Source organism: Micromonospora sp. NPDC050695 (assembly GCF_040654415.1).
In the GTDB taxonomy this organism is placed as follows: Bacteria; Actinomycetota; Actinomycetes; order Mycobacteriales; family Micromonosporaceae; genus Micromonospora.
Genome location: NZ_JBFAHZ010000009.1, coordinates 62,092 through 86,749, shown reverse-complemented (window position 1 = coordinate 86,749; position 24,658 = coordinate 62,092). Strand labels below are relative to the sequence as shown.

At 73.0% G+C, this 24,658-nt stretch carries 20 protein-coding genes; 14 read left to right on the top strand and 6 right to left on the bottom strand.

Translation table 11 applies throughout. The features are described 5' to 3' along the window. Positions 1 to 4: 4 nt before the first annotated feature. The 4 genes from AB0H52_RS09465 (at position 5) to AB0H52_RS09450 (ending at position 3,609) form a co-directional block, all read left to right on the top strand. Entirely contained in the window at positions 5 to 1,141 is a 1,137-nt protein-coding gene (locus AB0H52_RS09465; RefSeq protein ID WP_151491005.1) for an epoxide hydrolase family protein, read from the top strand. 112 nt (positions 1,142 to 1,253) lie between these two features. Beyond that, entirely contained in the window at positions 1,254 to 1,754 is a 501-nt protein-coding gene (locus tag AB0H52_RS09460) for a TrkA C-terminal domain-containing protein (protein ID WP_357946326.1), read from the top strand. Between the two features lie 5 nt (positions 1,755 to 1,759). Further along, positions 1,760 to 2,971, top strand: coding sequence for a cation:proton antiporter (locus AB0H52_RS09455; protein WP_151491007.1), 1,212 nt, complete (start codon positions 1,760 to 1,762; stop codon positions 2,969 to 2,971). A gap of 206 nt (positions 2,972 to 3,177) precedes the next feature. Then, positions 3,178 to 3,609, top strand: coding sequence for a hypothetical protein (locus tag AB0H52_RS09450; RefSeq protein ID WP_151491008.1), 432 nt, complete (start codon positions 3,178 to 3,180; stop codon positions 3,607 to 3,609). Positions 3,610 to 3,878: 269 nt separating this feature from the next. Here the strand turns inward: AB0H52_RS09450 and AB0H52_RS09445 are convergent, their stop codons facing one another. The 5 genes from AB0H52_RS09445 to dnaK all read right to left on the bottom strand — a co-directional run bounded on the left by AB0H52_RS09445 (position 3,879) and on the right by dnaK (position 8,619). After that, entirely contained in the window at positions 3,879 to 4,073 is a 195-nt protein-coding gene (locus AB0H52_RS09445) for a hypothetical protein (protein WP_151492648.1), read from the bottom strand. 127 nt (positions 4,074 to 4,200) lie between these two features. Further along, positions 4,201 to 4,641: a helix-turn-helix transcriptional regulator gene (locus AB0H52_RS09440; RefSeq protein WP_151492650.1), complete on the bottom strand. Its 441-nt coding sequence runs from the start codon at positions 4,639 to 4,641 to the stop codon at positions 4,201 to 4,203. 30 nt (positions 4,642 to 4,671) lie between these two features. Next, positions 4,672 to 5,859: a molecular chaperone DnaJ gene (gene dnaJ / locus AB0H52_RS09435; protein WP_151492647.1), complete on the bottom strand. Its 1,188-nt coding sequence runs from the start codon at positions 5,857 to 5,859 to the stop codon at positions 4,672 to 4,674. Between the two features lie 85 nt (positions 5,860 to 5,944). Continuing rightward, complete coding sequence (gene grpE, locus AB0H52_RS09430) at positions 5,945 to 6,703, bottom strand: nucleotide exchange factor GrpE (protein WP_357946321.1); 759 nt, start codon at positions 6,701 to 6,703, stop codon at positions 5,945 to 5,947. A gap of 47 nt (positions 6,704 to 6,750) precedes the next feature. Then, complete coding sequence (gene dnaK, locus AB0H52_RS09425; RefSeq protein WP_151492645.1) at positions 6,751 to 8,619, bottom strand: molecular chaperone DnaK; 1,869 nt, start codon at positions 8,617 to 8,619, stop codon at positions 6,751 to 6,753. 221 nt (positions 8,620 to 8,840) lie between these two features. Here dnaK and AB0H52_RS09420 point away from each other — a divergent pair, with 221 nt between their 5' ends. Genes AB0H52_RS09420 through AB0H52_RS09410 form a run of 3 tightly spaced genes read left to right on the top strand, consistent with a single transcriptional unit; the run spans position 8,841 to position 13,620 of the window. Further along, positions 8,841 to 10,658 (top strand): ABC transporter, encoded by a 1,818-nt coding sequence (locus AB0H52_RS09420; protein ID WP_357946317.1) that lies wholly within the window; start codon positions 8,841 to 8,843, stop codon positions 10,656 to 10,658. Further along, a complete protein-coding gene (locus AB0H52_RS09415) occupies positions 10,655 to 12,340 on the top strand; it encodes a GTPase (RefSeq protein ID WP_357946314.1) in 1,686 nt (561 codons plus the stop codon). Before AB0H52_RS09420 ends, AB0H52_RS09415 begins: the two co-directional genes overlap by 4 nt. Before the next feature lie 56 nt (positions 12,341 to 12,396). Beyond that, positions 12,397 to 13,620: a hypothetical protein gene (locus tag AB0H52_RS09410; protein WP_151492642.1), complete on the top strand. Its 1,224-nt coding sequence runs from the start codon at positions 12,397 to 12,399 to the stop codon at positions 13,618 to 13,620. A gap of 84 nt (positions 13,621 to 13,704) precedes the next feature. On the opposite strand, the gene AB0H52_RS09405 is transcribed toward AB0H52_RS09410, so the two are convergent. Then, positions 13,705 to 14,325 (bottom strand): phosphatase PAP2 family protein, encoded by a 621-nt coding sequence (locus AB0H52_RS09405; RefSeq protein WP_151492649.1) that lies wholly within the window; start codon positions 14,323 to 14,325, stop codon positions 13,705 to 13,707. Positions 14,326 to 14,451: 126 nt separating this feature from the next. On the opposite strand from AB0H52_RS09405, the gene AB0H52_RS09400 reads away from it, so the two are divergent. The 7 genes from AB0H52_RS09400 to AB0H52_RS09370 all read left to right on the top strand — a co-directional run bounded on the left by AB0H52_RS09400 (position 14,452) and on the right by AB0H52_RS09370 (position 24,657). Continuing rightward, positions 14,452 to 15,063 carry a hypothetical protein gene (locus AB0H52_RS09400; RefSeq protein ID WP_357946309.1) on the top strand — a complete coding sequence of 204 codons (612 nt, stop codon included), beginning with the start codon at positions 14,452 to 14,454 and terminating at the stop codon, positions 15,061 to 15,063. A gap of 638 nt (positions 15,064 to 15,701) precedes the next feature. Beyond that, a complete protein-coding gene (pdhA, locus tag AB0H52_RS09395) occupies positions 15,702 to 16,877 on the top strand; it encodes a pyruvate dehydrogenase (acetyl-transferring) E1 component subunit alpha (RefSeq protein WP_151492116.1) in 1,176 nt (391 codons plus the stop codon). Continuing rightward, entirely contained in the window at positions 16,877 to 17,866 is a 990-nt protein-coding gene (locus tag AB0H52_RS09390; RefSeq protein ID WP_151492115.1) for an alpha-ketoacid dehydrogenase subunit beta, read from the top strand. The genes pdhA and AB0H52_RS09390 overlap by 1 nt, the downstream gene beginning before the upstream one ends. A gap of 5 nt (positions 17,867 to 17,871) precedes the next feature. After that, the gene (locus AB0H52_RS09385; protein WP_357946442.1) at positions 17,872 to 19,338 is read left to right on the top strand and encodes a dihydrolipoamide acetyltransferase family protein; all 1,467 of its coding nucleotides are present in this window, start codon (positions 17,872 to 17,874) and stop codon (positions 19,336 to 19,338) included. A 219-nt stretch (positions 19,339 to 19,557) separates the two neighbouring features. Beyond that, a complete protein-coding gene (locus tag AB0H52_RS09380) occupies positions 19,558 to 19,695 on the top strand; it encodes a hypothetical protein (protein ID WP_167454674.1) in 138 nt (45 codons plus the stop codon). Between the two features lie 335 nt (positions 19,696 to 20,030). Next, positions 20,031 to 22,625, top strand: coding sequence for a hypothetical protein (locus AB0H52_RS09375; RefSeq protein WP_151492114.1), 2,595 nt, complete (start codon positions 20,031 to 20,033; stop codon positions 22,623 to 22,625). A gap of 193 nt (positions 22,626 to 22,818) precedes the next feature. After that, positions 22,819 to 24,657 (top strand): NHL domain-containing thioredoxin family protein, encoded by a 1,839-nt coding sequence (locus AB0H52_RS09370; RefSeq protein WP_357946304.1) that lies wholly within the window; start codon positions 22,819 to 22,821, stop codon positions 24,655 to 24,657. The last annotated feature ends 1 nt before the right edge of the window (position 24,658 follow it).

The window sequence follows — 24,658 nt, the reverse complement described above, 5'->3', positions numbered from 1 at the left end:
TCGCATGACCGGCACCGCGATCCGCCCGTTCCGCGTCGAGATCCCGCAGACCGCCCTCGACGAGTTGGCTTCCCGACTGGACCGCACGATCTGGCCCACCGACCTGCCCGGTACCGGCGACACGTACGGGATGAGCACCGACCGGGTCCGCGCCCTCGCCGACCGCTGGCGCAACGGGTTCGACTGGCGGGCCGTCGAGGCCCGGCTGAACACCCACCCACAGTTCGTCACCGACATCGACGGCGAGCAGATCCACTTCCTGCACGTCCGGTCGTCCCGGCCGGACGCCACCCCGCTCGTGCTCACCCACGGCTGGCCCGGCTCGGTGCTGGAGTACCTCGACGTGATCGCCCCGCTCACCGAGCCGACCGACCCGACCGCGCCGGCCTTCCACGTGGTCGTCCCATCGCTGCCCGGCTTCGGGTTCTCCGGCCCGACCCGCAGCGCCGGCTGGAACCAGCACCGCACGGCCCGCGCCTGGGCCGAGCTGATGAACCGACTGGGGTACGACAGCTACGGCGCGGTCGGCAACGACGCGGGCTCGATGGTGGCGCCCGAGCTGGGCCGGATCGATCGTGACCACGTGCTGGGCGTCCACGTCACCCAGCTCTTCTCGTTCCCCTCGGGCGACCCGGCCGAGTTCGCCGGACTGTCCGAGGCCGACCAGGCGGCGCTCGCGCACCTCCAGTGGTTCTACGAGAACAAGTTCTCCTTCAACCAGGTGCACAGCCAGCAGCCGCAGACCCTGGCGTTCGCGCTGGCCGACTCACCGGTCGGGCTGCTCGCCTGGAACGCCCAACTCTTCGACGAGAGCCTCGACGCCGACTTCATCCTGGGCAACGTGGCCCTGTACTGGTTCACCGGCACGGCCGCCTCGGCGATCCGCTTCTACTGGGAGGACGCCCACGCCGGCGAGCAGCCGACCGAGCCGACCACGGCACCGACCGCGCTGGCCATGTTCCCCGGCGACTTCCAGTCCATCCGCCGCTTCGCCGACCGGGACCACACGAACATCGTCCGGTGGACGGCGTACGAGAGCGATGTCGAGGGTCGGGGAGACGTCGGCGGTCACTACGCCGCCCACCAGGCCACCGATGTCCTCGTCGCCGACATCCGCGAGTTCTTCGCCAGCCTCCGCTGACCGTTGATCCACTCGGCTTCCTGGAAGTCGGGGTATCCCGTGGGTCGGCCCGGAGCACGCAGCGCGTTCCGTCAAGATCTGCGTTCTGTTCACTTGGCGGTAGCCTTGGAGGGTGCGAGTACGTGTCGAGCAGACCGCCTTACCCGGGATCGGAGTGCGTCACGATCTGGTGACCGAATCCGGTCGTCGGCTCGGCGTGGTCTCCCACCGCAATGGTCGCCGGGATCTCGTCCTGTACGACCCCGACGATCCCGACTCCTGCCAGGCGGACATCCCGCTGACCGACGACGAGGCAGAGGCGCTGGCCGACATCCTCGGCGCGTCGCTGATGCTCGGGCAGCTCTCCGGGCTGCGTGAGCAGGCCGCCGGCCTGCTCACCGAGCAGATCGCCATCCCGGCGGGGTCGCGGTACGTCAACCGGAAACTCGGCGACACCAAGGCGCGTACCCGCACCAGCGCCTCCATCGTGGCGGTGCTGCGTGACGGCGAGGTGATCGTCTCGCCGCTTCCCTCGTTCCGCTTCGCGGCCGGTGACGTGGTGGTCGTTGTCGGGACCCGCAGGGGTCTCGACGGCGTGTCCGCCATCCTCGCCGACAGTGACCCGGACGGCTGAGGCGGATGCACGAATCCACCACACTGCTCGTCGAAGTCGGCGCGCTGCTGCTGCTGCTTGGCGTCCTCGGTCGGCTCAGCCGCCGCGTCGGTCTCTCACCCATCCCCCTCTACCTGCTGGCCGGTCTCGCGTTCGGGCACGGCGGGCTGCTTCCGCTCGCCGCCAGCGAGGAGTTCTTCGCGGTCGGCGCCGAGATCGGCGTCATCCTGCTGCTGGTGATGCTCGGCCTGGAGTACTCCGCCAACGAACTTGTCGGCAACCTCCGCTCGGCCGCGCCGGCCGGGCTGATCGACGGCGTCCTCAACGCGTTGCCCGGTGCCGCGTTCGCCCTGCTGCTCGGCTGGGACTGGGTGGCCGCCCTGGTGCTCGGCGGCATCACCTGGGTGTCGTCCTCCGGTGTGATCGCCAAGGTCCTCGCCGACCTGGGCCGACTCGGTAACCGGGAGACCCCGGTGATCCTCTCGGTCCTGGTGATCGAGGACCTGGCGATGGCGCTCTACCTGCCGCTGGTCACCGCGGTGCTGGCCGGTACCGGTCTGCTCGGCGGCGGCATCGCGCTCACCGTCGCGGTGGGCACGGTGCTGATCGTGCTGGTGGTCGCCATCCGGTACGGCCACCTGATCTCGTCCGCCCTGTCGGCGAAGGACCCGGAGGCGCTGCTGCTCGGCGTACTCGGTCTGACCCTGCTGATCGCCGGCATCGCGGCGAAGCTCCAGGTCTCGGCGGCGGTCGGCGCGTTCCTGGTCGGCATCGCGCTCTCCGGCCCGGTCGCGCACCACGCCACCGAACTGCTCTCTCCGCTGCGGGACCTGTTCGCGGCGGTGTTCTTCGTCTTCTTCGGCCTGGTCACCGATCCGCGGGACATCCCTCCGGTGCTGCTGCCAGCGCTCGCGCTGGCCGTGGTCACCATGGCGACGAAGACGCTCACCGGTTACCTCGCGGCCCGGCGGGTCGGCATCGCCGAACCCGGTCGATGGCGGGCCGGTCTGGCACTCGTACCCCGTGGTGAGTTCTCCATCGTCATCGCCGGGCTCGCGGTCGCCGCCGGCAGCGTCGAGCCGCGGTTGGCGGCGCTGGCGACGGCGTACGTCCTCGTCACCGTGGTGACCGGGCCGATGCTGGCCCGGCTGCCCGACTTCCCGTGGTTCAAGCGGTGGCTGCGCACCCGCGCGGCGGCCGCGGCCCAGCGGGCGGCGGCGGTTCCGATCCACGACTGACGCTCACCGCCGTTGCCATGCCCCTCGGCGCGGCAACGGCGGTGGCCAGGACACCCGAACGGCCGTTCGGGCAGGTCTGCCGACGGATGCCGAATTGCGCCCTGCGGGTACTACCGCAGCAACCGGCGGCGGGTTACCGTTTCGCCGCAGCAGCCAGGGTCCGCAGGCAGCGTTGCCAGACGCGGGCGAGAGCGGAAGGTTGGCCGGTGAGCGTGCAGGAGTCGACGTTCCACGGCTTCGCCAACCCCGTCGATCCGACTCCGGCGGAGTTGCGAGCGTGGGCGTACAAGCCCGATTCGGTGCCGTTGGCTTCCATGCCACCCGACTGGGATCTGCTGGTCTCCGGTGACCGGCTGGTCCTGACCCTCTTCGAGTTGGCCATGGACCCGACCTGCCCGGCGCGCCGCTTTGCGCTGCACTGCCTCTACATCTACGCGGCGGACGGCATCCGGACGAACTTCCGTGCCCACCCCAAGCGCCGCTTCCGCAAGCTGGTCGAGCAGGCCGAGCGCGACGGTGACGAGCTGATGAGGATCTGGGCGCACAACGGTCGCGTCCTGCTGGCCCGCCCGGATCTTTTCGTCTACCGGGACTGGTGCGAGGGTGGCCTGGTCCGCGAGAACCGCCGCCTCGGCTGAGCAGGGAATCGTGACGATGATCGTTGGCAGCTCAGCGGTCGACTGCCCGGCGTGTCGAGTCGCTCAGCCGCCAACGATCACCAGCTGGGCCTGAACGGCAACGCGAACGGGCCGGGACCCCCGCCGCGGCAGCACCGCGTCCCGGCCCGCACCCACCAACGCGAACGGGCCGAGACCCCCGCCGCGGCAGCACCGCGTCCCGGCCCGCACCCACCAACGCGAACGGGCCGGGACCCCCCGTGGGTCCCGGCCCGCACGTCGGTCACCGGTCAGTCGCGCTTCCGTTCGGTCTCGGCCCGGGCCTGGTCGACGCCGTGGTCGGTCTGGTCGGCGAACCGCCCCTCGACGATCCGGTCCCGGAAACTTCCCTCGGTCACCTTGTCGAACTTCTCGCGGACGGTGTCGGCCAGGTCCTCCAGCCGTTCCTCCGTCTGCTGGGCGACCTTCTTCGCCGGCTCCGCCATCGCTCCCCCTCGCCATGCCGGTGGGTCCGAATTAAGCCGGTTGGACCCGTATCGACAGGTTAACGGAAGCGGCCCGACCCGCGCCGGAAAATGCGGCGCGGACCGGACCGAGACAGCGAAAAGCAGGTCAGCGATCGGGCATACGGCGGGGCCGCCAGACCACCAGCGCGGTGGACGTGCGGTTGGTGGGCACCAGGTCACTGCCCGGGAAGCGGGCCAATGACTCCAGCTCGGCCACCCGGCGGTACGCGGCGTCCAGCTCCGCTTCCAGTCGGGCCACCCGCTGCTGCGCCTGCTCCAGCAACCGCTCCAGCCCGATGATCCGCTTGACGCCCGCCAGGTTGATCCCGTCGTCCTGGCTGAGCCGCTGCACCTCGCGCAGCAGCACCACGTCGCGCACGCTGTACCGACGCCCGCCACCGGCCGCCCGACCGGGCTGCACCAGCCCCAGCCGGTCGTACTGGCGCAGGGTCTGTGGATGCATCCCCGCCATCCGCGCCGCGACCGAGATCATCAACACCTTGGCCTCGTAGGCAGGGTCACTCGAACCGAGGAACTCGCCCGACATGCCGCTCACCTCCGCGTCCATCCCACCGGACTAACTGACCCGACGCACCCGTGCGTCGAGATGTTCCCTGGCCGCCGGCGGGCTCTGCTCGGCGAACGCCTCCAGCGCCACGCGCGCCTCGTCGGACAACCGGGACGGCACCACCACGTCCAGCGTGACCAGCAGATCGCCGGCCTGCCCGTCGCGGCGGACCACACCCTTGCCCCGCGCCCGCAGCACCCGACCGCTCGGCGTACCCGGCGGCACCCGCAGGGTCACCGCACCGTCGAGCGTGGGCACCCGCAGGTCCGTGCCGAGCACGGCCTCCGCGAACGTCACCGGCACGGTCAGCGTCAGGTCGTCTCCGGTACGCCCGAACAGCTCGTCCGGCCGGACCTTGACGTGCACGAACAGATCACCGGCCGGGCCGCCGCGCTCGCCCGGCTCACCGCGCCCCGCCAGCCGGATGCGTTGGCCGTCGGCCACGCCGGCCGGGAAGCGCACGTTCATCGTGCGGGTCTTGGTGACCCCGCCGCTCCCGTGGCACTCGGGGCACTTCTCCTCGACCACGGTGCCGACGCCCTGGCAGTTGCGGCACGGCTCGGAGAAGCTGAACGACCCCTGGTTGCGGGTCGTCACCCCGGCGCCGTGGCAGACCGGGCAGGTCCGCGGCTGGGTGCCGGGCTTGGCCCCGTTGCCGTGGCAGGTGTCGCAGACGCCCGGGGCGCGCAGCGTCAGGGGCAGGGTGACCCCGCGCACCGCGTCCCCGAAGTCCAGTGCCACCTCGGTCTCGACGTCCCGACCACGGGCCGGACCGCGCGGGGCGGCCTGCCCACCGGCCTGCCCACCGGAGAAGATCGAGCTGAACAGGTCTTGGAAGCCGGCCCCGCCGAAGCGACGGTCGCCGCCCCCGGCGGCGCCACCGCCGAACAGGTCGGAAACGTCGAACGGCATACCGCCCGGCTGGCCGCCGCCCCGGGCATTGCGCCGGAACGCGCCCGAACCGAACAGCGAACGCATCTCGTCGTACTCCCGGCGGCGGCCGGCGTCCGAGAGCACGTTGTACGCCTCGGACGCGGCCTTGAACCGCTCCTCGGCCTTGGGGTCGCCCGGGTTGTGGTCCGGGTGCGACTCCCGGGCCAACTTGCGGTACGCCTTCTTGATGTCATCCGCGGAGGCGGCCTTGTCCACGCCGAGCACGGCGTAGAAGTCCTTCTCGAGCCAGTCCTTCGAACTCACCGGTCCACCCCCTTCCAACCGTCGTGGCCCGGCCGTCCCGCCCACCGCTGAGCGGTGGGCGGGACGGCCTGGTCACCGTTTCGCACTATTCCGGATCCGCGACCGCGACCAGCGCGGGGCGCAGCAGCCGCTCACCGAGCTGGTAGCCGCGCCGCATGACCTGCACGCAGGTCGGTTCGCTGACCTCGGCCGAGGTCTGGTGCGCGACCGCCTCGTGCCGGGTCGGGTCGAACGGGTCGCCCTGTTCGCCGAAGGCGTTCAGACCGAACTTGCCCAGCGCGGTGGTGAGCTGTTCCGCCACCGTGCCGAACGGTCCGACCAGGTCGCCGTGTTCCCGAGCCCGGTCCAGGTCGTCGAGGATCGGCAGCAGCGCGGCCAGCACCGAGCCGGTCGCCTGCTCCTGCACCAGGCTGCGGTCCCGGTCGACCCGCTTGCGGTAGTTGGCGTACTCCGCCGACACCCGCTGGAGATCCCGGGTCCGCTCGTCCAGGTCGGCCCGCAGCGCCTCCAGCTCGGCACCGAGCGTGGTGCCGGTGCCACCGCCGTCCGCCGGCTTCGCCGGGGCGTCCACCACCGGCGGGCCGGACGGCTCCGGCCCGTCGGTGGAGTTGACCTCGACCTCGATCTCGTCGACCACGATCTCGGCGTCTTCGACCAGACCTTCGGCGGGGACGTCGTTCCCCGCGTCGGCGGCGGCGCCCTCCGGCTCCGTCGCGTCGCTGAGCTTGCGGTTGTTGCGGATGACGACCCGCTCCTCGGCGCCGGTGGTCGGCTCCGTGGGCGCGGAGCCACCCGGCGTCGACCCGGTGTCGCCCGGGTCGGCGGCTCGTGGCTTCTGCGTCATGCGGCTACCTCATCCCTTTGCCGTGGATACGTGTCGGAGGCCGACGGTCACTTCTTGCCGTCCTCGTCCACGATCTCCGCGTCGACCACGTCGTCGGCACCACCGGCAGCGCCGGCCTGCGGGCCGGTCGCACCGGTCGCACCCGGGCCGGCCTCGCCGCCCGGCTGCTGGCCCTGCTCGGCCTGCTGCGAGTAGAGCAGCGAACCGGCCTGCTGGGAGACCTGCGCCAGCTTCTCGTGCGCGGACTTGATCTTCTCAATGTCCTGACCGCCGAGGGCGCCGCGCAGCTCGCCGAGCGCCTCGTTGAGCTGCTCCCGGTTCTCGCTGGGCAGCTTGTCGCCGCTCTCGGCGAGGAACTTCTCGGTCTGCCACTGCAGCGCCTCGGCCACGTTGCGGGTCTCGGCGTCGTCGCGGCGGCGCTTGTCCTCCTCCGCGTGCTCCTCGGCGTCCCGGCGCATCCGCTCGATGTCGTCCTTCGGCAGCGAGGAGCCGCCGGTGATCGTCATCTTCTGTTCCTTGCCGGTGCCAAGGTCCTTGGCGTGCACGTTGACGATGCCGTTGGCGTCGATGTCGAAGGCGACCTCGATCTGCGGCACGCCGCGCGGCGCCGGCGGGAGGCCGGTCAGCTCGAAGGTGCCGAGCTTCTTGTTGTAGGCCGCGATCTCCCGCTCACCCTGGAACACCTGGATCAGCACCGACGGCTGGTTGTCGTCCGCCGTGGTGAAGACCTCGGAGCGCTTGGTCGGGATGGTGGTGTTGCGCTCGATCAGCTTGGTGAAGATGCCGCCCTTGGTCTCGATGCCCAGGCTCAGCGGGGTCACGTCGAGCAGCAGGACGTCCTTGACCTCACCCTTGAGCACACCGGCCTGGAGGGCGGCGCCGACGGCGACGACCTCGTCCGGGTTGACGCCCTTGTTGGGGTCGCGACCGGTGAGCTGCTTGACCAGGTCGGTCACGGCGGGCATCCGGGTCGAACCACCGACGAGGATGACGTGCTCGACGTCGGAGATCTTGATCCCGGCGTCCTTCACGGCCTGCTCGAACGGGCCCTTGCAGCGGTCCAGCAGGTCCTGCGTCATCCGCTGGAACTCGGCGCGGCTCAGTGTCACGTCGAGGTGCAGCGGGCCGGCGGAGCCGGCGGTGATGTACGGCAGGTTGATGTTGGTGGTGGTGGCGGCGGACAGCTCGATCTTGGCCTTCTCGGCGGCCTCACGGAGCCGCTGCAGGGCCATCTTGTCCTGACCGAGGTCGATGCCGTGCTCACCGCGGAACGTCTTGACCAGGTGGTCGATGATCCGCTGGTCCCAGTCGTCGCCGCCGAGGTGGTTGTCACCGCTGGTCGACTTGACCTCGATGACGCCCTCGGCCAGCTCCAGCAGCGACACGTCGAAGGTGCCGCCGCCGAGGTCGAAGACCAGGACGGTCTGCTCCTTGGAGCCCTTGTCCAGCCCGTACGCCAGGGCGGCCGCGGTCGGCTCGTTGACGATCCGCAGCACGTTGAAGCCGGCGATCTCACCGGCCTCCTTGGTGGCCTGGCGCTGGCTGTCGTTGAAGTAGGCCGGGACGGTGATCACCGCGTCGGTGATCTGCTCGCCCAGGTACGCCTCGGCGTCCCGCTTGAGCTTCATCAGCGTCCGGGCCGAGATCTCCTGCGGGGTGTACTTCTTGCCGTCGATGTCGACGGACCAGTTCGTGCCGACCTCGCGCTTGACCGAGCGGATCGTCCGGTCCGGGTTGGTCACCGCCTGACGCTTGGCGACCTCACCGACGAGCACCTCGCCGTTGCGGGCGAACGCGACGATCGACGGGGTCGTCCGCGAGCCCTCAGCGTTGGCGATGACGGTGGGCTCACCGCCCTCGAGAACGCTGACGCAGGAGTTCGTCGTGCCGAGGTCGATACCGACCGCACGTGCCATCTTCGCTTCCTCGCTTCATAAGGTTGTGCAGGTGACGGGCATCGCCCGGGGCTGCCTGGCGGGCCACCGCCCGCAGCGGGCCACACCACAAGTTGAGTGAACTGGACTCAATAGTGCCACGCGTCGGCGAATCGTCAAGTCGACTTGAGCCGACCCGACGCAACCCAGCCGTTACTACCGTCCGGTTGTCTTCCCTTGCATCGGTCGGGCACGCTTTAGCGGTGACGACGCACGGCGATTCCGCCACCCGTTCCGGCGCGCCCGCCGTCGCAGCCCGCACCGGCCCGCCGGACGCCGCGGAGGAGCCGCCCGCCACCACCGGGGACGACAGCCTCCCCGGCGCGCTGTCGGGCCTCCGGGCCGCGATCGGCGCCACCCGCTATCCCCTCTGCCTGCCCTCCGCCGGGTCCGCCCGACACACCGCCGCCGCCCTCACCGACCAGCTCGACGACTATCTGCTGCCCCGGCTCGCCCGGCTGGACGCCCCGCTGCTCGTGGTGGTCGGTGGCTCCACCGGGGCGGGCAAGTCGACCCTGGTCAACAGCCTGGTCAAGGCCCGGGTCAGCGCCGCCGGTGTGCTCCGGCCCACCACCCGCTCCCCGGTGCTGGTCTGCAACCCCGCCGACGCGGCCTGGTTCCGGCAGGGCGACCTGCTGCCCGGGCTGACCCGCACCACCGAGCCCAGCGAAGATCCACGCGCGCTGCACCTGGTCACCGCCCCCGCCCTGCCACCCGGGCTGGCCTTCCTCGACGCACCGGACATCGACTCCGTGGTCGACGCCAACCGGGCACTCGCCAGCCAGTTGCTGGCCGCCGCCGACCTCTGGCTCTTCGTCACCACCGCCGCCCGGTACGCCGACGCGGTGCCCTGGGAGCTGCTGCGCAGCGCCCGGGCCCGGGGCGCGGTCATCGCCATGGTGCTGGACCGGGTGCCCGCCGAGGCCACCGACGAGATCGCCGCGCACCTGGCCGAGATGCTCGCCGCACAGGACCTCGGCCGGGCACCCCTGTTCGTGCTCCCGGAGACCTGGGTCGATGGTCAGGGGCTGCTGCCCGAGGGCGTCACGGCGCCGCTGGCCGACTGGTTCGCCCGGCTGGCCGCCGACGCCGACGCGCGGTCCTCGGTGGTCCGGCAGACCCTGGACGGCGCGCTGGCCGCGCTGCATCCGGCCGTCGAGGAGCTGGCCGAGGCCGCCGACGAGCAGGTCGCCGCCGCCGACGGGTTGGACGAGCGGGTCCGGGCCGCGTACCGGGGTGCCGAACGGACCGTCGAGCAGGGCCTTCGGGACGGCCGACTGCTCCGTGGTGAGGTGCTCGCCCGCTGGCAGGAGTTCGTCGGCACCGGGGAGCTCTTCCGCACCCTGGAGGCGCGCATCGGGCGTCTCCGGGACCGGGTGGTGGCCGCCGTCACCGGCCGGCCGGCACCCTCCGCCGAGCTGCGCAACGCCATCGAGTCGCAGCTGGTCACGTTGCTGCGCGGCGTGGCGTCCGAGGCCGCCGAGTCCGCGTACACGGCGTGGAAGGCGCACCCGGCGGGAGCCGAACTGCTCGATCCGGCGCTCGCCCACCCCGGTGCCGACCTGCCCGAGCGGGCCGAAAGGATGGTCCGTGACTGGCAGCGTGGCGTGCTGGAGCTGGTCCGGGTCGAGGGCGCCGACAAACGGTTCGTGGCCCGCACCGCCGCGTACGCGGTCAACGCCACCGGCCTGGCCGTGATGATCGCCGTGTTCGCGTCCACCGCGTTCATCCCGACCGGACTGGAGGTGGCCACCGGGGCCGGCACGACCGTCGCCGCGCAGGCCGTACTCCAGGCGATCTTCGGCGACCAGGCGGTGCGTACCCTCGCCGCCACGGCGCGCGAAGACCTGCTGGAGCGGGTACGGACGCTGCTCGACGTGGAGGCCGACCGCTTCCTGACCCGCACCGCCGACGCGCGGCCCGCCGCGGAGGTCGGCGACGGTTTGCGCCGGGCCGCCGGCCGGGTCGAGGTGGCCCGACACCGCAGTGGCCTGGCTGCCGACGAGGAGGGCCCCCGGTGACCAACATCACCGGTCGGATCCGGGAGGCGTTCCGGGGTGACCAGCGGGTCGACCCCGACGCGCTGATCGCCCGCCTGGACGCCGTGAGCCGGTTCCTGACCGCGGTGGACGGCCTGCTGCCCGACTCCGAGCTGGTGCCCGCGCACACCCTGGTCGAGCGGGCCGGCACCCGGCTCGCGTTGTCCCGCGACCACACCGTGGTCGCCCTCGCCGGGGCCACCGGCAGCGGCAAGTCCAGCCTGTTCAACGCGCTGGCCCAACTGGAACTCTCGCCGGTCGGCGTCCGCCGGCCGACCACCGGTGTCACGCACGCGTGCGTGTGGGGGCCGTTGGAGGGTGCCAACCGGCTGCTCGACTGGACCGGCGTGCTGCCCCGGCACCGCTTCGTCCGGGAGAGCGCGCTCGACGCGGACGACGAGACCGCGCTGCACGGGCTGATCCTGCTCGACCTGCCCGACTTCGACTCCGTGCAACGATCCCACCGCCTGGAGGTGGACCGGCTGCTCGGCCTGGTCGACCAGGTGGTCTGGGTGGTCGACCCGCAGAAGTACGCCGACCGGGTCATCCACGACAGCTACCTGCGCGAGTTCCACCGGCACCGCGACGTCACGCTGGTCGTGCTCAACCAGGCCGACCGGCTCTCCCCGGCCGAGTTGCCCCGGGTCCTGGACGACCTGCGCCGACTGCTCGACTCCGACGGCCTGACCGGCGTACCGCTGCTGGCCACCACCGCCATCGACCCGGCCGGGATGGTCGGGCTGCGCAGCGCGCTGGAACGGACGGTCGCCGACCGGCAGGCCGCCCTGCGCCGGCTCGCCGGTGACGTCGACTCGGTGGTCGCCGGCCTGGACGAACTGGTCGGCTCGGCGCGGCCCGCGGGCGGACCGGACGACGCGACCGTCGCCGGGCTGAACCGGGCGCTGGCCGACGCCGCCGGAGTGCCGGCGGTGAGCGAGGCGGTGGAACGGGCGTACCGCCATCGGGCCGGCGCGGCCACCGGCTGGCCCGTGGTCCGGGGCTGGCGGCGGCTGCGGCCCGACCCGCTGCGCCGGCTGCACCTGCCCGGCCCGGCCGGCGAGGGCACCGACCCGGCGGAGAGCCTGGTCGCGGCCACCTCGGTGCCGGACCCGACGGCCGCGCAACGCTCCGCGCTGGGCCTGGCGATCCGCGCGGTGGCCGACCGGGCCGCCGCGCAGCTGCCCGCGGCCTGGCCGACGGCGGTCACCTCGGCCGCCCGGTCCCGCCTCGGTGATCTGCCGGACGCGTTGGACCGCGCGATCGCCGGCACCGACCTCGGTCTGGACCGTCGGCCGGTGTGGTGGCGGGTCGTCGGCGGTGTGCAGTGGCTGGTCACCCTGGCCGCCGTGCTCGGGTTGGGTTGGCTGGCGCTCGGCTACGCGCTGCGGGTGCTCGGCCTGCCCGCGCTGGACGATCCGATGGTCGGTGCGGTGCCACTGCCCACCGTGCTGCTGCTCGGCGGCCTGCTGGCCGGGCTGCTGGTGGCCGCGCTGAGCCGGCCCGTGGTGCGCTGGGCCGCCCAGCGGGCGCGGGCCCGCGCCCGGCAGCGGCTGACGGTCAGGGTCGCCGAGGTGGGCGAGGAGTACGTGCTCGCCCCGGTGCGGATCGTGCTCGCCTCGTACGCGCGGGCACGTGACGCGCTGCGCGACGCCGCCCGCCGCTGACGTCCCCACGGCTCGCTACCGCTCTGCGTACCGGCGCAGCGGCGTAGGGTCGGAGCATGGCCACGCCTCAGACCCCCTACGACGCGGTGCTGCACGCCGCACGCGACGTGACCAAGCTGGAGTCCGCGCTGGACGCCGAGATGCTCGGCAGCGCCCTGCTCGGCAGCGTCTACGCGATCGCGGAAACCGACCGGGACACGGCCGTACGGGAGTTCGTCACCGGGTTCCTCGCCGCCACCGCCCGTCGTCGGGTCGCGTCGGCGACCACCATCCGGCAGGTCTTCGCCGCGCTCGTCCCCACCGCCGACGGCACCGACCGGGTGCGTCCGGGCAGCCAGGCACCCACCTGGGCCGGCCAGCTCGGCCGGGTGCACCTCACCGGCAGCTGGGCGTACGGCGACGTGTACGGCGACCAGACCTCATACCTCGCCACCTTCGCCTACGACGACGCGGCCGGCGGCTCCGAGCACGCCCTGGTGGCCCTGGTGGACCACAACATCGGGGTCACCAAGGACATCTTCGTCGGCGGCCCCGCGGAGCGGATCCTGGATCAGGTCCGGCAGATGTGCGCGGATGACGAGCTGACCTGGTTCCGTACCGAGGACCCGGCCCGCCTGCGCGGCGAGGTGGCCCGGCACCTGGCGGTCACCGACGAGCTGAGCGAGCTGCCCGGCGAGGGCTCCCTCGCCACCGACCGGGCGCTGGTCGGCGCCCGCCTGGCGCTGCTGCCGACGGCGACCGCGCCGACCGGCCCGGCCGAGGTCGAGCCGCTCTCCGCCGCCGAACGCACCGACCTGGTGCGGCGGTTCCTGGCCGCGCCGGAGGCCGCCCGCTTCGGCCTGGACGCCGTCGACGGCGCGGAGCTGGCCTCGCTGCACTTCTGCCTGAGTCTGCTGCTGGACCACTCGGCGACCTTCCCGGACGCCGACCCGATGCGGTGGAGCCCCGCGGTGTCCGGGCTCTTCCTGCTCGACTGGGTGCACCGCCGCGCGGTGCTGGACATGGACGACGCCGCGATGCTGCCCCGGGTGCTGCGCGCCTGGGCCCGGTACGCGTCGCGTCAGCGCGGCCTGACCGAGGCGGCCGCGGCGCGGACCGACGAGGCGATCGAGGAGATGGTGCCGGAGTTCGCGCGGCTCTACTCGACCGGTGAGCGGCGCAGCCCGGCCACGGCGGCGGTGGCGCAGTTGATGGCCGACGGGGTGGACCCGGACGACCCGGCCGCGCTGGACGCCTGGATCGAGGCGAACCGGCACCGCCTCGCCGACGACGGCGTCTGACGGGCTTACCCGGGCGGGCGGCACCCCGCCGCCCGCCTGGGTTCCCGATCGAGCCGCGCGCCCGTGGCTCCCGATCGGGCTCGCTCAGCGGAGCAGGCCGAAGACCGTGCCGGCGATCAGTGCGCCGAGCGCCCCGCCGGCCAGCACCTGGGGAACGGTGTGGTCCCGCAGCCGCACCCGGGACCAGCCGACCACGGCCAGCAGCGGCGCGGCGACGAGCAGCCGATCCCCGAAGATCAGCGCCAGGATGACCAGCGTGCCGGCGGCGACCGCCGAGTGGATCGACATCTTCCACCAGTGGCTGACGGTGACGGTCACGACGACGCCGACCAGGCCGGCGACCGCCAGTGCCAGCACCGGACGGGGCGCACCGAGCACGGCGAGCAGCACGAGCCCGGCCGTGACCGAGCCGAGGCCGATCAGCAGGGGCACCCTGCGCTGCTCCCGGCGGCCGATGTGGTGGTCGGTGAGCCGGCCGCGCCGTACGCCGCCGACGATGTAGGCGAACGGGATGCCGGTGACGAAGAGTGTGGCGAGCAGGCCCCACGCCAGGCCGTGACCGGTCCGCCGGGCGCTGTGCCAGCTCACCGTGAAGATCAGCAGCGACACCAGCACGGCCGGCGCCGTCAGCTCGGTGACCAGCCGGGCGACCCGCAGCCCCGGGCCGGGCCGGGCGACCGGGCGGAGTTCGGCACCGCCGCCCACGCCACCCCCTCCGGTCCGCGCCTACCCCCGAACACCGCCGGCACCGGATGGGTCGCGGCTGATCGTCACCGTACCGCCGGGGACACCACGGGGTACGTCGGTCCGGGGAGCGGCGACGGGCTGGCCGTGGGCGGCGGCGGGCTCACCGAGGGTGTCCTCGCGCCGGGTGTCGGTGCGTGCGGGCTGGGCGGCGCGTCGGGGGTGGAGGACGTCGCGGGCGTGGTGGCCGGCTCGGACCAGGTGCTGGTCGGCGCCGCCGTCGCGGTCGAGGAGTCGGTCTCGGTCGGCGTCGGGCTGAGGGTCGGAGCCTGGCTGAAGGTGGGCGTCGGCGTCGGCGTCGGGGCCGGAGGATCGGTCGGCGACGCTGTCGGGGGCGGTGGGGGCACGGGCGGTCGGGTGTTCCGGGTCGGCCCGGGCATTGGGGGCAACCCGCGGTCGACGCGGTCCGGGTCGACGGCTCTCGGCACGGGTGCCGGCCGGTCCGGGGTACGCCGGGGTGCGGCGGGCAGCCAACCGGGCGTGACGGTCGGGGCGGCGCTGGGCGTGCCGAGTGGCGGGGGCGCCGGCTGGCTGGCCATCGGCAGCGGGATCACCACCGGCCCGACCGACGGGGTCGGGATGAACGGCGTGCTGCTGTCCGGCAGCGCGGTGCTGCCCGGGGTGGCCGAACCCGCGCTGATCGCGGCGAGAATCGGCATCGACGCGGTGCCGGCCAGCAGTGCGACGGTGAGCAGGTAGCCCCGGGGTGGCCCGCCGGCACCGGGGGCCCGGTGCACGCCGACCACCCGTCGGTAGCCTCCGGTCGACCGGTGCCGGCCGAGCGCGGGTGTGCCGGGACCGTCACCTGGCTCGTACACCGCACACCCCTTGTCGTCGACCTTGCAGCACGCGGATGGCCGTCGCCGACAGAACCCGGCAATTGACCCGATCGGCACGATCCAGCGGTAATTAGCCTCGCCCAGTCACCCTCCGTCAGCCAACCTCCACCGCGTGTCGACACGCGATGCTGACCGAACGGTGACGAATCATCGCCGGAACGCCCGGTGGACGCGGGACAGCACTATGGCGACAAAGAGCGACAAACGGTGGACGGTCGGAATGCGGGGCGGGCGTACTGTGGGCGCGCTCACCTGCTCTGCGAATATGGGACACGACGGCAACGCAGCCGTGACCTCCGTGCACCCTCGCGGCAGGCGCGGTTGTGTACCGGCGCTCCCGAACCGGATTCGGCCAGAATCCGGCTCACGCCGTGCGGCAACCCCCACCGGGGCTAGGCGCGGCCGCCAGGAACCGGTCCGGCAGCAGCCGGACAGGCGCACGAGTTGCGCGGCCGGGTGACCCCCCGGTGCAGACGCAGACACGACAGGGAGAGACCGATGGCAAAGGGCGACCCCGGGGGCACCACCCGCAGCAGGCGGGCAGCTCCCCGCTCCAAGAAGGGCGCGGCCGGCGACCCCGAGCTGGTGCAGCTGCTCACCCCCGAAGGCGAGCGGATCGACAGCGCCACCGGGCCCGACGGCACCGAGTACCGCGTCGACTTCACCGACGAGGAGTACCGCGGGCTCTACCGGGACCTGGTGCTGGTCCGCAAGCTGGACGCCGAGGCGACCGCGCTGCAGCGCCAGGGCGAGCTGGGCCTCTGGGCCAGCCTGCTCGGCCAGGAGGCCGCGCAGGTCGGCTCCGGGCGGGCGCTGCGGGCGCAGGACATGGCTTTCCCGACCTACCGGGAGCACGGCGTCCTCTACTGCCGGGGCATCGACCCGATCATGCCGCTGGGCCTGTTCCGCGGGGTCGACCAGGGCGGCTGGGACCCGAACGAGTTCAAGTTCAACATGTACACGATCGTCATCGGCGCGCAGACCCTGCACGCGACCGGGTACGCCATGGGCATCACCATGGACGGCAAGGTCGGCACCGACGACGGCGAGGCTGCGATCGCCTACTTCGGCGACGGGGCCACCAGCCAGGGCGACGTGAACGAGGCGTTCGTCTGGGCCAGCGTGTTCAACGCGCCGCTGGTCTTCTTCTGCCAGAACAACCAGTACGCGATCTCCGAGCCGCTGGAGCGGCAGACCCGCGTCCCGCTCTACCAGCGGGCCGCCGGCTTCGGCTTCCCCGGCGTACGGGTGGACGGCAACGACGTGCTGGCGTCGTACGCGGTCACCCGCACGGCGCTGGACAACGCCCGGCACGGGCAGGGCCCGAGCCTGATCGAGGCGTACACCTACCGGATGGGCGCGCACACCACCTCCGACGACCCGACCCGTTACCGGATCGCCAGCGAGGTCGAGTCGTGGCAGGCCAAGGACCCGATCATCCGGGTCAAGGCCTTCCTGGAAAAGCAGCAGATCGCCGACACGACCTTCTTCGCCGAGGTCGACGAGCAGGCCCGCCGCGAGTCGGTGCACCTGCGCGAGCGGGTGCTCAGCATGCCCAACCCGGAGCCGGTGACGATGTTCGACCACGTCTACCCCAACGGGTCGCCGCTGCTCGATCAGCAGCGTGCGCAGTTCAACCGTTACATGGAGTCGTTCGAGGGGAGCGCCCACTGATGGCCACGGAGACGCTCACCCTCGGCAAGGCCCTCAACACCGGCCTGCGCCGCGCCCTGGAGACCGACCCCAAGGTCATCATCATGGGCGAGGACGTCGGTAAGCTCGGCGGCGTCTTCCGGATCACCGACGGGCTTCAGAAGGACTTCGGCGACCAGCGGGTCATCGACACCCCGCTGGCCGAGTCCGGCATCATCGGCACCGCCGTCGGCCTGGCCATCCGTGGCTACCGGCCGGTCTGCGAGATCCAGTTCGACGGCTTCGTCTACCCCGCGTACGACCAGATCGTGTCGCAGGTGGCGAAGATGCACTACCGCTCGGGCGGCCGACTCAGCATCCCCATGGTCATTCGGATCCCGTTCGGCGGAGGCATCGGCGCCGTCGAACACCACTCCGAGTCGCCGGAGGCGTACTTCGCCCACACCGCCGGCCTCAAGGTCGTGACCTGCTCCAACCCGCAGGACGCGTACGTGATGATCCAGCAGGCCATCGCCTCGGACGACCCGATCGTCTTCCTGGAGCCCAAGCGGCGCTACTGGGAGAAGGGCCAGGTCGACCTGGACGCGCCGCTGTCCGACGCGTACCCCCTGCACTCGGCGCGGGTGGTGCGGCCCGGCACCGACGTGACCCTGCTGGCGTACGGGCCGATGGTGCGGACCTGCCTGGAGGCCGCGACGGCCGCCGCCGAGGACGGCCGGGAGCTGGAGGTCATCGACCTGCGCTCGCTGTCCCCGCTGGACCTCGCCGCCGCCTACGAGTCGGTGAAGCGCACCGGCCGGGCGGTCGTGGTGCACGAGGCGCCGTCCAACATCGGCCTCGGCGCGGAGTTGGCCGCACGGATCACCGAGGAGTGCTTCTACTCCCTGGAGTCGCCGGTGCTGCGGGTCACGGGCTTCGACACTCCCTACCCGGCCGCCCGGGTGGAGGAGGAGTACCTGCCGGACCTCGACCGGGTGCTCGACGCCGTCGACCGCACCTTCGGCTGGTGAGCGCCATGTCCCGGATCAAGACGTTCAACCTACCCGACCTGGGCGAGGGGCTGACCGAGGGCGAGATCCTGTCCTGGCTCGTCAAGGTCGGCGACACCATCGAGCTGAACCAGCCGATCGTCGAGGTCGAGACGGCCAAGGCGGCGGTGGAGATCCCGGCGAAGTGGGCCGGGCAGGTGCAGGCGATCCACCACCCGGAGGGCACCACGGTCGAGGTCGGTACGCCGATCATCGCGATCGACACCGACCCGGGCGCCGGCCCGCTGGACACCACGTCGTCGACCACGGCCACGCCCACCGCTGATCTGCCCACCCCGTCGGCTGCCTCACTGGCGGCCGTGGAGCTGGCCCCGGCCGAGGGCATGGTCGAGCCGGGCCTGATCGGCGGCGCCGCCCCGGGCGGGCGGACGGCGGTGCTGGTCGGCTACGGCCCGCGTACCACCGCCGCGAAGCGCCGCCCCCGCAAGGGTGCCGTCCCGGCGCAGGCCGAGGCGCCGGTCGCGCCGGCACCGGTCGCGCCGCAGCCGGCGGTCACGCCGGAGCCGGTCCGTAACGGGAACGGCGGTCCGGTGCCGGGCGGGCTCGTGTTGGCCAAGCCGCCGGTCCGCAAGCTCGCCAAGGACCTCGGCGTCGACCTGCGCACGCTGACCGGGTCGGGGCCGCTGGGCTCGATCACCCGGGAGGACGTACAGCAGGCCGCGAGTGGGTCCGTGGCGGCGGCCGAGCCGGTCGCGGTCACCTCGACCGCGACGAGCGCCGCGAGCTTCGGTGCGGACCGTGAGCAGCGCATCCCGGTCAAGGGGGTACGCAAGCTCACCGCCGAGAACATGTCCCGCTCGGCGTTCACCGCCCCGCACGTGACGGAGTTCCTGACCGTCGACGTGACCCGGGCGATGAAGGCTCTGGACCGGCTGCGCGGCCGGCGGGAGTGGCGTGACGTCCGGGTTTCGCCGCTGCTGCTGGTGGCGAAGGCCGTGCTCCTGGCGGTCAAGCGGCACCCGATGGTCAACTCGACCTGGGCGGGCGACGAGATCGTGGTCAAGGAGTACGTCAACCTCGGCATCGCGGCGGCCACCGAGCGTGGCCTGATCGTGCCGAACGTCAAGGACGCCGGTCGGCTCTCGCTGCGGGAGCTGGCGGACGCGTTGAACGACCTGGTGCAGACGGCGAAGTCCGGCCGCACGTCGCCGGCGGACATGTCCGGCGGCACCCTGACCATCACCAACGTCGGGGTGTTCGGGGTGGACACCGGCACGCCGATCCTGCCGCCGGGCGAGTCGGCGATCCTGGCCTTCGGCGCCGTGCGGGAGCTGCCCTGGGTGCACAAGGGCAAGGTCAAGGCCCGTCAGGTCACCACGCTGGGGTTGAGCTTCGACCACCGGATCATCGACGGTGAGCTGGGTTCGAAGTTCCTGCGCGACATCGGTGACTTCCTCGCCGATCCCGAGGCGGCGCTGCTCGCCTGGACCTGATCGTCGCGATCACCAGCCACGGCCGGTGTGCCACGGGTTAACGCCCGGCACACCGGCCGTGTCCATTAGGCGACGGAACCTTCAGCCCGTACGCCTGTTGACCTTTGATTGTTAGGCAGGTGTCCCAGCTCACCTAACAATCGATGGAAGTTTGCCGGGTTCTGGGGTTGAATAGAGACACCAAGGGGCCGACAACCGAATAGCCAGGGGGACCCAGCAATGAGCATGATCGAGCGAATCCGCAACCACCGCGACGCCACCCGCCGCGCCCGTGCCATCGAGCACGCGCTGCGCTCCGCGAACTCGCCGGCGGTTCGCGAGGAACTCCTCGTCATCGCCCAGCGTCACATGAGCTGACGCTCCACAAACTTTCCTCATCTCCTCCAGATCGATGGCCCACCCGGCCCACCGGGTGGGCCATCGGCGTTTCGCCACCACGTGACACCGGGATTCCGCCCTTCCGCAACGCCCGGTACGGTGGGCTTCGGTCGCCGCCCGCCGCCCCCCACCGGCCGAGCTGATAGAAGCTGCTCGACACCACTCGGCAACACGGAGTGACGGGCGATGCTCCTTGGACACCCCGTGCGGCCACCCGATACGGTGCGGGGAGCCGGCACGCCGGTGACGCCGGCAGCCATGCCGAGGACACCGATCGGCACCGGCGGCCGACATGTGATGGAGGAGGCGCACCCATGACGTCCGAGGGCCCGCACCGTCCCGGCCAGGAGCCGGACGAGGTGTCACCGGGCGCCGGCGTACCGGCGCCGTACGGCGACCGCCCGGCGCAGCCGGACAACGGCTACAACGCCGCCGGCCCCGACCTGGGCTGGGCACCCCCGCCACCGGCGCAGCCGAACCAGGCCGCCCCGGCCTGGGCCAGCCAACCCGAGCAGCAGCCCAACCCCGCCTGGGGTGCCGCGCCGCAGCCGGCCGAGCCGGCACAGCCCGCCTGGGCCACCGGCGGTGGCGCGAGCGAGCCGCAGCAGCCTGGCGCCTGGGCCGGCAACAACGCCACCCCCGACAACCAGCAGCAGCCCGCCCCGTGGGCGACGTCGCAGCAGGGCTGGACGCCGCCCGAGCAGAACGCACCCAGCTGGGCCACCAGCCCCGCGGAGCAGCCGGACTGGGCGCAGGCCCAGCCGGCCAGCAGGGGTGCCGCTCAGGTCCCGCCGGCCACCGCCGCCTGGCCCGCCCAGGAGGACCCGTCCCGCTCCGGCGGCTGGGGCACCTCCGCGCAGGCCACCCCGCCCGCCGGTGACTGGCGCGGCGACGAGCCGCAGCAGCCCGAGACGGCACAGCCCGGCGGTTGGCCCGGGGGGACGGGCCAGCAGGACCAACCGGTGTGGACGCCGGCGGAGCAGTCGCCCCCGGCCTGGGGCCAGGCCGCCCAGCCGACCGAGCAGCCGGCCCCCGAGTGGGGCCAGGCCGAGCCGCCCGCAGCGCGGGGCGCGGCGCAGGTGTCGGCACCAGCGACGAACTGGCCGGGCCAGGACGACCCGGCCCGCTCCGGCGGTTGGGCCGCCCAGCAGCAGGCCCAGCCCGCCGGCTGGGGCGACGGTGCCAACGCGCAGCAGGACGAGGCCGTGCAGCCCGCCTCCTGGGGTGGCGCCGAGGGGCGTCCGCAGCAGCCGGACTGGGTGCTCGCACCGCAGGACCAGCCGGCGGGACGCCCGGCGGAGCAGGCCGGTGCGGGCTGGACCCCGACCGAGCAGCCCGGTCTGCCGGCCCGGGCCAGCGCCAGCGTGCCCGGCAACGACGGCACGCCCAACTGGGCCGCCACCCCGGACAATCCCGTGCCGCAGAGCGGTGCCGGTGAGATCCAGCCGTGGGCGCCCGGCGAGGTGTGGGGTCGTGCCGAGGCGGAAGCGTCCGCTCAGTCCCGCGGCGGCTGGGAGCCGGACCGGGGCGACGAGGCACCGGTCTACCAGCCCGCGCCCGCGCCGGGCATCTCGCCCGCCAACGCCGTACCGCTGCCGCCGCAGGAGCAGCGCGTGCCGGGTGCCAGCCTGGCCGCCGCCCCGCCGGCCGACTTCGTACCGCAGGCCCAGTACGCCCCGCTCCCCGAGCGGGAGACTCCCGACGCCGCCGCCCAGTACGAGGCGGAGCCGGCCGGTTGGGGTCGCGCGGGGGACCCGCCGGTGAGCGGTGCCGTGGTGCCCGCCCCGCGTACCTCACCCGAATCGGGAGCGGGCCGCGCGGTCGTACCGGTGCCGGAGGCCGAGCCGGCGGCCGGCGCGGTCGGCCGGGCCTCGGCGAGCGCCTCGGTGCCGCTGGCCAGCCGGGTGATGCCCCCGACCGACCAGGCGATGCGACCGTCCGGCACGCCCACGCCCCAACCCCGGGTGTACGGCCGCCCCGCCGCGCCCGAACCGGCGGACGAGCCGCAGCAGGACGCCTTCCCGGCGGAGCCGGGTTCCGAGCGTCCGAGCGCACCGGACTGGCAGCAGGGCCCGGCCGTACCCGACTGGCAGAACGGCCCGGAGCGCCAGGGCGCGCCGGACTGGCAGCAGGGCCCGGACCGGCACAGCGGCCCGGGTTGGGGCGGCGAGTCCACGCCGGAGCCACGCTTCGACGACCGGGACCGGCCGTCGACGCCGAACGGGTTCGGTGAAGCCCCGTCCGCGCCGCCGGCGTTCCCACCCGGTGTGCCGTCCTTCGTCGACGCGCCGGGCAACAACCGACCGGTGAACGGGGTCCGGCCGCAGGCCGGAGCCGAGCGACCGGACGACCGGTTCGGTGGTTCCGCGGCACCGGCGGCCGGCGCCGCCACGGTGAACGGCGCGCCGAGCTTGGGCGGGCCGCCCTTCGGCGGTCCCGACACCGAGCCGGCACCGGGCGGTGGCTTCCCGCCGGCGTTCCCGCCGGCCAGCCAGCAGCCCGCGCCGTCCTGGGGTCAGGAGCCGGAGCAGGGTCGGTTCGACGCGTTCAAGCCGGACGCCGAGGAGCCGAAGGTGGAGGCGCCGACGCCGAAGGTGCGCAACGGTCGGGTGCTGGCCGCGGTGCTGATCGCCGCGGTACTCATCCTGGCGGTGCCGCTCGGCCTGCTGATGCTGCTCGGCAAGTTCGGTGGCGGCGACGAGAACCCGGCCTTCGACCCGGCGGTCGGCACCTGCGTGAAGAAGTCCGGTGAGGGCGCCTCGGCGGCCGACTGCGGCGAGGCGGGCGCGTTCACCATCGTCTCGAAGGTGGACGCCAAGGAGAAGTGCACCGACATCACGCAGCCGCACGTGGTGCTGCCCGGTGACGGCACCAACCGGGTGCTCTGCCTCAAGCCGGCCACCCCGTAGACACCTGCGAAGGCGGGGCCACGGACGTCCGTGGCCCCGCCTTCGTCGTGACCCCGTCCCGTGATCGGTGGCGGCTCAGCGACTCGACACGCCGAGCGTCGCGCTGCTGAACTGCCGACGATCACCCTGGCTCGGGGGCGCTGTCGTCCGGGTCACGGCGGACGGGCCGGTGCGGCGTGGCAGGCTGGCAGGCATGGGAACGACAGCGCGTGTACGTGCACCCGAGCTGCGCGGCCGGGGATGGCTCAACACAGGCGGCCAGGACCTGACCTTGCAGGATCTTCGAGGTCGTTGCGTCATCTTAGATTTCTGGACCTTCTGCTGTATCAACTGCCTGCACGTGCTCGACGAGCTGCGCCCGCTGGAGGAGAAGTACGGTGACGTGCTCGTCGTGATCGGCGTGCACTCGCCGAAGTTCGAGCACGAGAAGGACGCCGACGCGCTGGCCGCCGCCGTCGAGCGGTACGGGGTGCACCACCCCGTGCTCGACGATCCCGAGATGGACATGTGGCAGCAGTACGCGGCCCGCGCCTGGCCGACCCTGTCGGTGATCGACCCCGAGGGTTACGTGGTGGCCACGATGGCCGGCGAGGGCCACGCCGAGGGGCTGGCCCGCCTCATCGACGAGCTGATCGCCACCCACGAGGCCAAGGGCACCCTGCACCGGGGCGACGGCCCCTACGTTCCGCCGCCCGCGCCGGAGACCACGCTGCGGTTCCCGGGCAAGGCGGTGGTGCTGCCGGACGGCAACCTGCTGGTCTCCGACTCGGCGCGGCACTCGCTGGTCGAGGTGGCGCCGGACGGCGAGTCGCTGGTGCGCCGGATCGGCTCGGGCGAGCGGGGCCGTGCCGACGGGCCGGCCGCGGCGGCGACCTTCTCCGAGCCGCAGGGCCTCTGCCTGCTGCCCACGCACGTCGCCGAGGTGGCCGGTTACGACCTGGTCGTCGCCGACACCGTCAACCACCTGCTGCGCGGCGTACGCCTGGAGTCCGGCGAGGTGGTGACCGTGGCCGGCAGCGGTCGGCAGTGGCGCGCCTCGGTCGACGACCACGCGCACGACGCGCTGGCCGTGGACCTGTCGTCGCCGTGGGACCTGGCCTGGTACGACGACAAGCTGATCATCGCGATGGCGGGTATCCACCAGCTGTGGTGGTTCGACCCGATCAAGCGGACCGCCGGCATGTACGCCGGCACGACGGTCGAGGCGCTGCGCGACGGCCCGCTGGCCGAGGCGTGGATGGCGCAGCCGTCGGGGCTGTCCGTCTCCGCTGACGGCGTTCGGCTCTGGATCGCCGACAGCGAGACCAGCGCCGTCCGGTACGTGGAGAACGGGGTGCTGGGCACCGCCGTCGGGCAGGGCCTGTTCGACTTCGGTCACGTGGACGGGCCGGCGGAGTCGGCGCTGCTCCAGCATCCGTTGGGGGTGTGCGCGCTGCCGGACGGTTCGGTGCTGATCGCGGACACGTACAACGGTGCGGTGCGTCGCTTCGACCCGGCCACCGGCCAGGTGTCCACGGTCGCCGACGGGCTGGCCGAGCCGAGCGACCTGGTGCTCACCGGTGACGGTGAGGTGCTGGTGGTGGAGTCCGCCGCGCACCGGTTGACCCGACTGGCTCCGGGTGCCCTGTCGGCGGCGGGCGCCAGCACGGTGGACGGCCCCCGGCACCGCACCGAGCGCAAGCCGACCGACGTGGCGGCGGGCGAGGTGACCCTGGACATCGTCTTTACGCCCGCGCCGGGGCAGAAGCTGGACGAGTCGTTCGGGCCGTCGACCCGGCTGGTGGTGTCGGCGTCCCCGCCGGAGCTGCTGGTGGAGGGTGCCGGCACGGGCACCGAGCTGTCCCGCCGGCTGGTGCTCAACAGCGACGTCACGGGCGGTGTGCTTCAGGTGACCGCGCAGGCGGCGACCTGCGACGCGGACGTCGAACACGCGGCCTGCCACCTGACCCGCCAGGACTGGGGCGTACCAGTCCGGGTGGTCGACGCCGGCGCGGCGCGGCTTCCGCTGGTGCTGCGGGGTCTCGACGCGTAGC

Coding starts and splice junctions, on each gene's coding strand:
- AB0H52_RS09465 (WP_151491005.1), top strand. CDS start 5: ATGACCGGCACCGCGATCCGCCCGTTCCGCGTCGAGATCCCGCAGACC.
- AB0H52_RS09455 (WP_151491007.1), top strand. CDS start 1,760: ATGCACGAATCCACCACACTGCTCGTCGAAGTCGGCGCGCTGCTGCTG.
- AB0H52_RS09445 (WP_151492648.1), bottom strand. CDS start 4,073: ATGGCGGAGCCGGCGAAGAAGGTCGCCCAGCAGACGGAGGAACGGCTG.
- AB0H52_RS09440 (WP_151492650.1), bottom strand. CDS start 4,641: ATGTCGGGCGAGTTCCTCGGTTCGAGTGACCCTGCCTACGAGGCCAAG.
- grpE (WP_357946321.1), bottom strand. CDS start 6,703: ATGACGCAGAAGCCACGAGCCGCCGACCCGGGCGACACCGGGTCGACG.
- dnaK (WP_151492645.1), bottom strand. CDS start 8,619: ATGGCACGTGCGGTCGGTATCGACCTCGGCACGACGAACTCCTGCGTC.
- AB0H52_RS09410 (WP_151492642.1), top strand. CDS start 12,397: ATGGCCACGCCTCAGACCCCCTACGACGCGGTGCTGCACGCCGCACGC.
- pdhA (WP_151492116.1), top strand. CDS start 15,702: ATGGCAAAGGGCGACCCCGGGGGCACCACCCGCAGCAGGCGGGCAGCT.
- AB0H52_RS09390 (WP_151492115.1), top strand. CDS start 16,877: ATGGCCACGGAGACGCTCACCCTCGGCAAGGCCCTCAACACCGGCCTG.
- AB0H52_RS09385 (WP_357946442.1), top strand. CDS start 17,872: ATGTCCCGGATCAAGACGTTCAACCTACCCGACCTGGGCGAGGGGCTG.
- AB0H52_RS09380 (WP_167454674.1), top strand. CDS start 19,558: ATGAGCATGATCGAGCGAATCCGCAACCACCGCGACGCCACCCGCCGC.
- AB0H52_RS09375 (WP_151492114.1), top strand. CDS start 20,031: ATGACGTCCGAGGGCCCGCACCGTCCCGGCCAGGAGCCGGACGAGGTG.
- AB0H52_RS09370 (WP_357946304.1), top strand. CDS start 22,819: ATGGGAACGACAGCGCGTGTACGTGCACCCGAGCTGCGCGGCCGGGGA.